Source organism: Pseudaeromonas pectinilytica (assembly GCF_054780855.1).
This window is the reverse complement of record NZ_BAAGVN010000036.1, coordinates 25025-35845: the sequence shown is the minus strand read 5'-3', so window position 1 is coordinate 35845 and position 10821 is coordinate 25025. Positions and strand designations below refer to the sequence as shown.

Genomic DNA, 10821 nt, shown 5'->3' with positions numbered 1-10821 from the left:
TGCCAAAAATCAGCACGTTCTTGAGTGGTCATAGTGGAAATCCAACGAAGAGGTAATGGATTTCAAGTGTGACGAGCTGATTTCTGAAAAAAAAGATGCCGATTCAAGGGCGCTTACATTGACTGAGCCAACTCGTTGATAGCCTGAAAGCCGTGTGGGTGGGCACTGGGGGCCTCATGAGACACAAGGATATCGGCCTTGAGACTTTCGAAGCTCTGAATGTCTTCTGGGAAAATTGAACTTCGATGCTTGCGAGGAAGGCCGCCTCGCCAGAGATTACCTTTCCCACAATGGGCAATGAAATCTTGCTTGGTTGTGTACCGAGGAGGTTCTGGGGGATACCAGACTTGGCTACGGAAGATCCCGCCAAGGCCCGCAATCTTGAAACCATCAATTTCGACGACCCGGCCATGAAGGTTTCGTTCAGGGCATGCGAACAAGTGGTCATGATATCGAACTTCATCTGTGTCATGGTTGCCATGGATGAACCAGATGTCCGTCAGCCCTAGGATGGACGCGAAGGTCTGTTCGAATGGCTGTGACAGGCACAGGTCTCCCAGCATGATCACCGCTGCAGGTTTCATCTGCTGAACTCGCTGGATGATGTGATCAAACTCCCCGTGGGGGTCACCGCAAAACAAAATCATTGAGTTTCCGCTGATGCATAACTGGTTCATTCGCCGATGATAGCCGGGGCCTGCCTATGTTGCATATGGGCAATCCAACGTGTTCTCTTTTCTTTATATACAGGCTGGGTGAGAATCATCAATCAACTTTGAAGGTTAAAACCACGGATGGCCAGCATGAGCGGTTTATCGACCACTTCAGTCCGACTCATTGTCATATTGCTGATGATGACAGGTCTCGCAGCGCTTTCTACCATCACCAATTACAGTGCAGTATTCCTGTTCAACTACTTCAACCTGGTTGGTATGGTGTTTGAGCCTATCGCCAAGGTGAGCCTTGGCCTGACGGTTTTCCTGCTGTTTATCGATGCGCTGGTTTTCGGGCTGGCGTGTGTGTTGTTTTACCGCAGAAAGAGTCCCCAATGACAAAGCAAATAGAATATGACTATCAGATCACTCCGCGCTCCCTCGGTTTTGTTGACATCCTCCCCCACAAGGCACAACGAAGGCGAGCGTTCAGGTTGTTTTCGATGACTCAAAATCGGGAGTGACGGCCAGCGGCCTGAGGCTGCAGGTTGGCGTCGGTGAACAACCTGGCCAACTGTCCAACGCTAAACTCAACATTGAATAAAACAAGAAGGCCGGGGCTCCCTCGGCCTTTAGCTCTTGTTAATCAAATTTGACGAACGCGTCAGTTCTTACTATGATTTAGGTAGAGATAGGGGCGTCGGACACCAGTTACCCGAGACTATCTCAAAGTGGCCTCGTCATTGACGCGGCCTTTTTATTTGTTCGGGTTCGGCTTGTTGTTGTCGTTCTTCGGTATGACGGAGAACAGCTCGGCGCGGGGTTTGCGACTGGTGAGCTCTAGGATTGCCAGATCGTTAACCTTGTTGCCGTAGCCGTCATCTCTCGGCGTTGTGTTGATGAGTGCCGTTGCGTGAGGTTTTTTCGGATCTCTGTAAAAATCTGCTCCGGGCGATAGCCCGCTTTTGACCTGCTCTATCATGTCTGCAATCGTATAGCCGTCTGCGCTCCGGCTGGTGAAATGGTGACGCCCCAGATACAGCACATCCGGGCTTTCAAGCGGCGGCAAACCTTCTCGCTCTCGATGCGCGTTTATGGCCTCGTGCTGTGCGGCGGTGAGCTGGCCGATACTGATAACCGGCGCTCGCTGTTTTTGAGCCAACAATTCTAGGTTCGTTCTGATTTTTTTAATGGCATCAGGATCTAACGGCATACTGTTCTCAGATTTTTTTTGCAGAATAACCCTGCGTCAATTTCGTGTTGACGGGATTCGTGACCCAAAACGGCGTTTGCGGCGTCCCTGATGTCGTTGGCGTTTCTTAATGCTGCAGCGAGCATCACGTCTAATGTTTCGTGAGTGCTTGCCCGCCTGAATTTAATCAGCCAGTCGATTTTTTCCATTCTCAAACCAAAGGTGAAGGGTTTTGGTGCTTAGACATCGATCCCGCAATCCTTGAACCGGGCCAGCCAGGGATCGGCAGGTAGAATGCCATAGTATGCTGAGCTCGATCTCAACGATTCTGTATCGATAACAATCCATCTGCCCGTTTCATCGATCAATTCATCGATGGTGGCAACCTGGAGATCAACAACTGGTTTGCCGTCCTCGCATAGCAGAACGGCCCCGTTGTCGGCCTGGTGAATTGAATATGTCGGCGGGGTTGCTCTGCTGCTCGCCAGCTCTCGTGCGATGTCTGCAATTCTCCAGCTATCGAGCGAACCTGCAAACTCGTGGTTCTCACTCATGTGATGGGCCCTAAAATGATTTTGATTATTCCTGTTTGTTGTGCAGACGGAGAGCTCGATTACGAATGTCCTCCAGATCCTGCTCTAACCCCCGCGTCACATAGTCAACTATCAAGCTGCTCGATGTTCCATCCCCCTCGCCTGCTGCTTTTTTGATTTTTGCTATATCGGTGACACCATCTAAAAGATCCTGGGGAAATTTCACGAGTTTTTTTACAAAAACGTTGCGTCTATCTGCTTGATTCTGTTGTTCTATTTCGACGATTAGCCTATCAACTAAAAAATCAGATAGTCGCCACCGACGGGCTAATTTTTGCATCTTAAATCCTCAATCAGTTTTGCTAGAACGGCCACTCCCTCGCTCATCTCTGCTCGATGGGGTAACGCCAATGTCTCACGCACAGGCTCTGGTGGCATTTCGACAGTTCTCAGCATGCGATGATTTGCCAGATTAGTTCTCGGTTGTGTAAATACTCGCCCAAAATCCAGATTGAGTTTATACCCCCTGTTCGGGAAAAATCAGGTCTGATTGTTGGGCTTCTGCATGTTCATCTCCTTGCGATAGATGAACATTACTAAGTTTTGGGTGATCTAGAAAACCGGTGGCGAATCCCATTGTCCTATTCTCAGTTAAAATCGTATCGGAGCAGGCAATGTCGTACGTCGTTTAGATTAATCAGCATCAATGGTTTTTCATCTGGGTTGTCAGCGTCAACACTGGTGCTGATGTTATGAAACTGCATGAAATATGGCACCATCGCTTCGCGCACTCGCACACATAAATCCGTTGTAAATCCATAATCACGTTTGACAACTTCTTGAAATAATGGAGAGAGCTGCGTATTGGGTCCAAGCTGAAGTGTTACGTAACTCACCCACTTTGAATCCATGGCCGGGTCTACTGATGAAGTTTCATTCCGAATTATCCTGCCTATCCGAGAGAGATTGAAATCCCTGAATTCGCTTGTATCTGAGTCAAAGGCCCGGCAGTGCCAACGAAGGCCACTTGAGGCTAATGCATGGGGGTGAATAATGCGGATTCGACCATCTGGGCGACTCTTAGAGTGATACATCACCGTAAGCGCTTTTCGTGTTCTGATAGCAAAATTAATGTGTCGGAATACGCTTGGGTCTACCGTTTGCAGCGGATATGGTCCCAAGTCAAGCGCTGACGAGTTCAATGCTGAGGCCTTGTAAGTGGAGAGAAATTGAATGTAGTCAGGCCAGTTTCCACTGATCACATGGCACACAAAGTTGGTTTGTGGCTCATAGAGTTTTTCCGGGTGGGCGCCGTTGTACACCAAATTACCTTCATACCTGCGCTGGTAATCGTTGATGTATTTGCGCGCGTTCGCCGGAGCAATGCCTAGATATTCGCCAAGTATCGTAGCGTTAAGACCTCCTTCCCAATAGGCTAGGTTCTCAATGATAACGAAACTGGTCAGTGCTTTTTTATTCATGGACAACATCACCAAGCATGTGCAGCTGAAACTCAACACCCTGATTAAGTAATCGCTCCTGGGTGAAGCTGCCTCCTCTGCGTTTGAAAAATGAACTATGGAATCTTAGCCAGCCTGGCGTTCCCTCTGGAAACTTCAAGAAAACCTCATTTTCTTGGCGAAAGAAATCTTCACAATTGCCTTTGAGGTCCAGTTCCTCAATGTGTTTGTGTATTGGAAGCACGATGGAGTCATGATTCTGCTCTGCTGCTTTGATCAGACCTGCAAGGTCATAATCGTAAAACCCTATTCTCGGTATTGAGAATGCGTGACTCCACGTTCTGGCATGCACTTCAGAGTTGCCCCCGAACTGTGGGGACCCTCTAAATATTGCAAGTGTGTGTTTGGGTAAGAGAGTGAGCAGGTGTTCCTGATTGAGCTGTTGAACAAAGGTCTCAAGGTTCTCCACCACCAGTAAGGCATCGGCCTTCACGGTCTGCACGTCCTGTGGACGAATAGTAACATGGCCCTTGCCTGGCATGGTCAACGGAACTCCGTCGATTTCCGGATGGCCGTTCAGTGGCTTCACGCAGACAAACTCACTGAAGATAGTTAGACCTGACCGCTTTTCTTTAACTCGCTGACTACCCAAGGCGGCACGAGAACTCTGGCCTGGATCGTACGTGGCTGGGTCAATGCCCAGTTTCTCACACCACTGACGGGCTTGTTGTCGGTCAATAGGGGAGTAATAAAAGTGTTGGTGGCCAATAGATTCGCCAAGGTGGAGCTCATCTTTCAATGCCTGGGCTGTTTTCGACTTTGCCTTGGTGATTTTGACATTCGCAATGTCTACTAGAAGTTGCATCATGCGCTCAGAAACGGCCTTCATATAGATTTGCACCCTTCTTTAGCTCGGATGTTTTTAAGCTCAGTCAGCAGTGCTATAGGTGCCTGATTGTGCGCTATCAACACATCAATGACAGTCCGATTACCAGCCGTTAGCTCGTGCTTTGCGTAAACAGGAAGAATGCGAAAGAGCCTGGCCAACTTGCTTTTGGGTGAGCGCAATAGCTGTGTTGTATGGATCCGGCTGATGTAGAGCCAGTAGGGGGCAGAGACATGGTTGCCGAGCGTGTGTTTTTGCTTAAATTGAATGGCTGAAACGGCAGTTTTCTGAGTGTAAACGTGCTTGATGAGATCGTTGATTATACGAATGGCGAATGTCTCCTCCTTTTTCCTGACTAAGGTATTCTCCTTAGTCGGACCACTATCAGGACGGGTGAATTGCTCCCTCTGGCTAGGGCTTTTTTCCGCTAAGGCTCCGATTGTTTCATGATAAAAGTCGAGCCAGTCTTGATCGTAAGAGTCAAAATTGACGAAGCTCCGCAACGTTAGCGGTATGGCATAACAGAAATAGGCGTGGTCCGATGCGTGAGCTGAGGCCTTATCGAGTGGTGCCGTAGGATTTTCACGTAGAAAGGCATCGAGTTGCCGCAAGCACTGAGTTCTTTTTTCGCGAATTTCCCGGCAATGCAATACGGTCCGGATCTCCTGGTGAGTTGACTTCACCTGATCGATGTAGCGCAGCGTGCGGGCGAACAACTTGATCCTTTCATCGCTAAGCAAGGAGTCTTCATTGTAGAGTTCATCTTCTAACAGATGCGTAATGGCTTCATGGGCCTCTTGAAGTCGGTCCAGTTTGGCTAAGTGGGCCTTTATAACCCGGATCCGCTCTTGCCCATACGCCTGGTTTCCAATCACCAGTTTCACTTGCTGATCAATCTCGGCACTGGCATCAGCAAAAAAGTCCCCAATTTCATAAAACACTGACACTACTTCATCAACAGCGGCGTCTAATAGTATGTCATCCTTTTGTTTCTTTGCTGCGAGGTAGTCATCCACGGTTGTTAAGAGTGCGTCGCGGTAAGCACCAAGGTTGACGTTGATGTCGCGGATGTGATGACGGTTTATCCCTCGGTTGATGAGGTCACGGAGCGGCTTTGACAGCCGGAATTGGTTTTCACCCGTTGGACGGACTAACCCCAGGGACCGCAAAAGACGCAACGGCGACTCTTCGTCAGGCTCAAAGTCGGCCCCTGTGCGAGCCCCATATCCTCTGGCGATGAGTTCTTTGTATTTGGCTAACGTAGAAAGAAGGCTCTCAACTTCCTTCTGATACCCATCCTGCGGAACGCTCATAGCGACAGATCCATTTGCGTTTCGCCTTGGGTTGTATCCGGCGAAGAGGTTAGCCCTTCAATTTCGGCAATGAATGCCAGAGCATCCTGGATGGCATCTGTTTTGCCTGTGACGATATATCGTTCTGTTTGCTGGTTTTGCAAAGCAACCAGTCCCTCTTTCTCTAGTTCCTTAAATAGTTGGCGCACTTTTATGGAGAGTGGATCGTCCTTCTTCTTCACCCAAACAAGGCGGTCAAGCGTACTTATGTGAACCTGATTGTGTTCGATTCCTGCAATTACCTCTGGGACGCTTAAGACTTCACCTCCCTGAATGAAAACAGCCGCTTCACCCTGAGCGCTATTGATGGCGGCCATCAGTTGCAGAAAGCTCAGGGTGGGACGGATGCGGTCACGCAATCGTTCAAACACTCTTTTTGCCTCATCCTTGGCTCCTGGCGCCTCCGGGAGATGGGCGGCGAAAAAGGCCGTTCCACGGTCATTGGTTTGTAGCTCTCTACCAACCACAGCCAAAAAAGCGTTTATGTCTCGCTTGGTTTGTCCTTCCTCTTTGGCCAACTCATTGAACATTGATGGATTAGTGAATTGGCAAATGAATTCACCTTGGATGAGACGGACGGCAATATCATCAAGCATGAGATCCCTCCATGATCGGCAACTCACTTACGTTGTTGCTAAGGCCTGACAGCAGTTCCTCGATAGGATCGATGATTTCTTCATCCGCCATGACCATTTCACCGGTATCCGGATCTCGCTCGAGGGTGTAGGTTTTATTGAAGCTTGAATAAACAGATTCACTGGCAACGGTACATGCTGAAATCAAATTGATCTGGTTATCTCCGAGCATCTGCAAAAGATAGCCGATATTGATTGGACTGATGTCAGCAAGCTCATCAAGCGCCCAGGTAAAGTGAATGTTACGCCCCTTCCGCATCATGTTCAGAATGCCGACAAAAATGGTGATCAGGATAAGATAACTGGTTCCATTGGAGGCGGCGCTGTTACCATCTGACATGATGTCGAGAAACGATCTTGCCGTCTTTTGTCTGCCGTTATCAGTAAACTTCGTAGCAAAGTCGATATGTTTGTGCAGCTCATTGATGCTCATATCGCCCGAGTTCGGCGTATTGAGGTAAATTTCAATTGCTTCCGCAAGTCCTGATTGTGGCAGCTCGATTTGCGACGAATCAAACCGACCAACATTCTTTGTGTTCTTCCATGCCTGATACTGCTCTGCAATATTGTTTATCAGGGCCCAATCGTTCTTGTCTGAATATTGGAACGTGATATCAACCTCAAGATGATCAATCACATTAAAGACGACAGCACGCACCATGTATTCATTCAGGCCGCGATTGTACCGTTGGACTTTCGCCTTGAATTGACGCAAATAATCGACGTAGAGGGTTAATCTGTCGAAATTTTGGGTGGACTGAATGAATGAAGAATAGTCCACATGATATAAGCCCCCATCCAAGTAGCGATAAAGCCGTTTGGCAATTTGCAAGGGGTCGTCCACGTTCCCAGGATCTGACGTTAGGTGTCTAAATGCACCTGTGCCTGGCGTCCGGAACAAAGGTTGAAGCTCTACGTTGAATGCTCTGATTTGCTCGATTGAGGTTTTCAACCGACTGCGCAATTCTTTAAAATGCTGGCAAAGCTGTTCGACTTCATACCGTTCGTTTATAACTGGTGCAGAGAACGTCTCAAAGTCCGTAAAGATGAGGATGCCATCGTCAATTTTTGCCAGTGACCGTGTTAGCAACCTTTTTGACTGTTCATGATTATCTTCTAATGCTTTTTTCTCTTCAGTAAGACGACCAATCTCTGTCTCACAACGGGCGGCCGCCTCCCTAATGGATAGGCATTGCTCATTCGTAGCTGTCAATTCCGCGCTCAGTTGTGGATAGCGAGGGTCATAGGTCTCGGATCGATACACTAACAACGCGGTGTGTGCACTTTCTGCCTGCTTGCAAATGACATCTTGCTTCTTCAGCGCATCAAGCTCTGTCGTTAGCTTGGCAACATAATTGCTGTCGATCCCTTTTTCCTTCAACTGATGATGATACTGGTCATGAATTTCTTTCTCTCGCTGCTGGTATTCGACTGTTGCTATGGCCTCTTGTTGGGTCAAAGCGTTTTTGGTCTGTTGGAGAGTCAGATCCGCCTCATGTTCAAACTTCAGTTTTTTGGCTGAAACCTCCTCTAGAAAGCCCTGCTGTTGAGACTCAATGACTTTCATCTGACTTGATATCGTCTGATAACTTGCTTCTTCGGCGGCCAACTGGCTCTTCAACTGCTCTTTGTGAGCCAAAAGACACGCATCTAGGCGGGCATTCTCTGCCGCCAAATCAGCCTTGAACTGGGTGTAAAGGTTGTTTTTCTTCTCGTAATCTGAGCTCGCCAGGGTAACTCGCTGCTCAGCTTCGCTAATTTTTTTGAATAACCGCACACAGGAATTATTCAATCGTTCCTGTTCTTGGCTCAATGTGGCCACGACCTCCTCTAGGGCAAGAACCTGCTCACGAAGCTTGTTATCGTCCCCCAGGTCAAGGTAGTGCTCGGGTAGTGCGGCCACTTCGATTTGTACACCGAAAATAGTGCTGGGATCCGAATCTACCTTGAGTTTTGGTGCCAATCCTTTTGCCCGCAGAACCTCCGGCTTCAACGCGAGGCCGTGAGTTTCTTGCCAGCCGGGGACTTGCTGTTTCAGGAAGGATAGGAGACTTCCGTCCTGAGCATTTACAATCTCTAGCAATTCGGCGAGTTCATCTGCTCTATCATTCAACTTGCCACTAATGGTTTTAAGTTTTGTGTATTCGGCTTCATGTTCTCGCTTGGCTGAGCCCAAAGCTTTGTTGGCCAATTCCCTCTCTTGGTTAGCCAATTCCCTTTGATTTTCTAGTCTGTCGACTTCAGCTTTGAGCTTAATCTGAACGGCCAACTCATCTGAGGATAGTGACGGAGCGATCAGGCGCCCCTTGAGTAAAGACACCACCTCGGCCTGTTCAGTCAGTTGCTTTGCCATGGCACTCTTATCGAGGTCGAACTGAGACCGACGCGAAGTCATTTGCAGATCTAACTGCTTATCATGGTCGAGGATGGACTTGCATTTCTCAAACTCGGCGGACTGCAACGATTCACGAATGGCTTGGCGCTTTTCCTGCAAAAGCAACTTTGCCTCATTGAGCTGTGTGGACTTCCACTCGTTTACCTGTTTTTGCCCAGCGGTTATATCTTGAATTTCAGCGGTAATCTGCTCGATACGAGTCCTGACACCTGTGTTGTTTGCTATTAGTTCAGCGTAATTGGGAGGGATCTCCTTCGAAAACGCCTTCAATGTCTGGTCGAGTGATGTTTTCTCGCCATTTAACTGTTGCCAGTGGCCATAACATTCTTTGTAGTCTTTCCGAAGCCCAACAAGACTCTCATCTTGCGTCCTTATCAGGCATTGCATTTGTTCAAAATTCAGTTTGAATGCAGCGGCATCCGTCTCCATCTGGGTTGTCAGAGCATTTTTTATTTGCTTGCCCAGCGCATACAGCCCTTGGGCTCGATCATGTGTGGTTTCGTGTTCACGGATAAGATTGCCTAGCGTGTTAAAACGCCCCTTAGCGTGTTCAATGGCTCGATTACTGTAGTAGTTGGCCAACCATGCTTCTAATTCCGCCCTTGGCACTGAAATCGTGTCCATCTGCCGAATGAACTCGTCCCCCAAATCACTTCTAGCCCACTCTTCAATGATTTTCGTGAGTTCGGTGTGTCCAGCTTTCCGGCTGAACATGCTCGTCATGAGATTTTTCATCCTGGTAAGGTTTAGGCGAGTTGGAACTGCTGAAAAATGAGGGTCCCGACCTTCCAGCAATTTCCGCGTTTGTGCTTCATGGCCGGGGCAATTTTCGACCATGTATTTTAATGGGATCGCTCTAAGCCATTGTTCAGCCTTGAGTGGCGATTCGGAATCGTCCCTCCAGAAGTCTTCTCTTTTAAATCCAGACTTCACAAAGGTGCGGCGAAACTGTTCTTTGGTATTGGGGAGGGAGGTTAGTACCAACATTCGCGGCTCGCCAGCAGATAGGTATTCGAAAATGACGTAACTGCCTGACCGTGGGAGATAATACTCAGCAAACCCATCATGACTGAGCGCTTCATTGCGCTTGATGCCAAGTTTCGTTGGGGACTCGCCATAGAAGAGCACCGCCAACTTAATCAGCGTTGTCTTCCCCATGCCGTTTTCGCCCATCACGTTCGTGTGACCATTCAGATCGATGATGTACGAACGCCCTGGCAAGTACGAGTCAATCAGTATGATTCGCGATAACCCATAATCCATACCCAGCTCCATGTGGCATGTTTCATATCATATGAAACATAGCATACGGACTCCAGTTGACCATGATTTAAGTCAATTTTTACAACCTATTCGGGTAATGTCCGACCTAGTGCATTTACTCTGCCAGGTCTTGCTCAGCAGCAGGATTGAATTGGCGGCTAATCGAGATGAGTTCATCTTGATGGTCATACTACGGGGTGTGTACCAAGAGTAGTGCTAGTGCCGCGGGCCTAGTTCAAGAGCGGGTAACTGTGTGTCGCCCCTGTCCAGTGCGTAGAATGCCTGATGCTGTTTGACATGAAATACAGCACCAACAGCGGGGGGATCGGAACCATGGGAACTGCTCGTAAGGTAGGAAGTGTTTCTTCTCTTGAAAAACGGCCAAGAGCCGCTTTGTTGTGCAGGAGCAGCTGGGTCACTACGTAGATAAAGCCCCATCACCAAGATCCGAT

Annotated in this window: 10 protein-coding genes; 1 reads left to right on the top strand and 9 read right to left on the bottom strand. The window is 48.5% G+C overall.

What is annotated here, in order from left to right; all coding sequences use genetic code 11:
• Positions 1–113 precede the first annotated feature (113 nt).
• Positions 114–647 carry a metallophosphoesterase family protein gene (locus ACYVG7_RS03830; protein WP_460881923.1) on the bottom strand — a complete coding sequence of 178 codons (534 nt, stop codon included), beginning with the start codon at positions 645–647 and terminating at the stop codon, positions 114–116.
• A 156-nt stretch (positions 648–803) separates the two neighbouring features.
• On the opposite strand from ACYVG7_RS03830, the gene ACYVG7_RS03825 reads away from it, so the two are divergent.
• On the top strand, positions 804–1052 hold the full coding sequence (locus ACYVG7_RS03825; RefSeq protein ID WP_460881922.1) for a hypothetical protein: 249 nt from the start codon (positions 804–806) through the stop codon (positions 1050–1052).
• 358 nt (positions 1053–1410) lie between these two features.
• On the opposite strand, the gene ACYVG7_RS03820 is transcribed toward ACYVG7_RS03825, so the two are convergent.
• The 8 genes from ACYVG7_RS03820 to ACYVG7_RS03785 all read right to left on the bottom strand — a co-directional run bounded on the left by ACYVG7_RS03820 (position 1411) and on the right by ACYVG7_RS03785 (position 10369).
• A complete protein-coding gene (locus tag ACYVG7_RS03820) occupies positions 1411–1866 on the bottom strand; it encodes a hypothetical protein (RefSeq protein ID WP_460881921.1) in 456 nt (151 codons plus the stop codon).
• Positions 1867–2084: 218 nt separating this feature from the next.
• Entirely contained in the window at positions 2085–2399 is a 315-nt protein-coding gene (locus ACYVG7_RS03815) for a hypothetical protein (RefSeq protein ID WP_460881920.1), read from the bottom strand.
• A gap of 25 nt (positions 2400–2424) precedes the next feature.
• The gene (locus tag ACYVG7_RS03810; RefSeq protein ID WP_460881919.1) at positions 2425–2718 is read right to left on the bottom strand and encodes a hypothetical protein; all 294 of its coding nucleotides are present in this window, start codon (positions 2716–2718) and stop codon (positions 2425–2427) included.
• Between the two features lie 307 nt (positions 2719–3025).
• Positions 3026–3859: a WYL domain-containing protein gene (locus ACYVG7_RS03805; RefSeq protein ID WP_460881918.1), complete on the bottom strand. Its 834-nt coding sequence runs from the start codon at positions 3857–3859 to the stop codon at positions 3026–3028.
• Positions 3852–4727 (bottom strand): DUF7281 domain-containing protein, encoded by an 876-nt coding sequence (locus ACYVG7_RS03800; RefSeq protein ID WP_336576159.1) that lies wholly within the window; start codon positions 4725–4727, stop codon positions 3852–3854. The genes ACYVG7_RS03805 and ACYVG7_RS03800 overlap by 8 nt, the downstream gene beginning before the upstream one ends.
• The gene (locus ACYVG7_RS03795; protein WP_460881917.1) at positions 4724–6037 is read right to left on the bottom strand and encodes a hypothetical protein; all 1314 of its coding nucleotides are present in this window, start codon (positions 6035–6037) and stop codon (positions 4724–4726) included. Before ACYVG7_RS03795 ends, ACYVG7_RS03800 begins: the two co-directional genes overlap by 4 nt.
• Positions 6034–6672 (bottom strand): condensin complex protein MksE, encoded by a 639-nt coding sequence (locus tag ACYVG7_RS03790; RefSeq protein WP_336576181.1) that lies wholly within the window; start codon positions 6670–6672, stop codon positions 6034–6036. The genes ACYVG7_RS03795 and ACYVG7_RS03790 overlap by 4 nt, the downstream gene beginning before the upstream one ends.
• Complete coding sequence (locus ACYVG7_RS03785; protein WP_460881916.1) at positions 6665–10369, bottom strand: ATP-binding protein; 3705 nt, start codon at positions 10367–10369, stop codon at positions 6665–6667. The genes ACYVG7_RS03790 and ACYVG7_RS03785 overlap by 8 nt, the downstream gene beginning before the upstream one ends.
• Positions 10370–10821: the final 452 nt, after the last annotated feature.

What these genes read in the sequence shown, in the direction of transcription:
- ACYVG7_RS03830 (WP_460881923.1), bottom strand. Translation starts at nt 647, where the DNA reads ATGATTTTGTTTTGCGGTGACCCCCACGGGGAGTTTGATCACATCATC.
- ACYVG7_RS03825 (WP_460881922.1), top strand. Translation starts at nt 804, where the DNA reads ATGAGCGGTTTATCGACCACTTCAGTCCGACTCATTGTCATATTGCTG.
- ACYVG7_RS03820 (WP_460881921.1), bottom strand. Translation starts at nt 1,866, where the DNA reads ATGCCGTTAGATCCTGATGCCATTAAAAAAATCAGAACGAACCTAGAA.
- ACYVG7_RS03815 (WP_460881920.1), bottom strand. Translation starts at nt 2,399, where the DNA reads ATGAGTGAGAACCACGAGTTTGCAGGTTCGCTCGATAGCTGGAGAATT.
- ACYVG7_RS03810 (WP_460881919.1), bottom strand. Translation starts at nt 2,718, where the DNA reads ATGCAAAAATTAGCCCGTCGGTGGCGACTATCTGATTTTTTAGTTGAT.
- ACYVG7_RS03805 (WP_460881918.1), bottom strand. Translation starts at nt 3,859, where the DNA reads ATGAATAAAAAAGCACTGACCAGTTTCGTTATCATTGAGAACCTAGCC.
- ACYVG7_RS03800 (WP_336576159.1), bottom strand. Translation starts at nt 4,727, where the DNA reads ATGAAGGCCGTTTCTGAGCGCATGATGCAACTTCTAGTAGACATTGCG.
- ACYVG7_RS03795 (WP_460881917.1), bottom strand. Translation starts at nt 6,037, where the DNA reads ATGAGCGTTCCGCAGGATGGGTATCAGAAGGAAGTTGAGAGCCTTCTT.
- ACYVG7_RS03790 (WP_336576181.1), bottom strand. Translation starts at nt 6,672, where the DNA reads ATGCTTGATGATATTGCCGTCCGTCTCATCCAAGGTGAATTCATTTGC.
- ACYVG7_RS03785 (WP_460881916.1), bottom strand. Translation starts at nt 10,369, where the DNA reads ATGGATTATGGGTTATCGCGAATCATACTGATTGACTCGTACTTGCCA.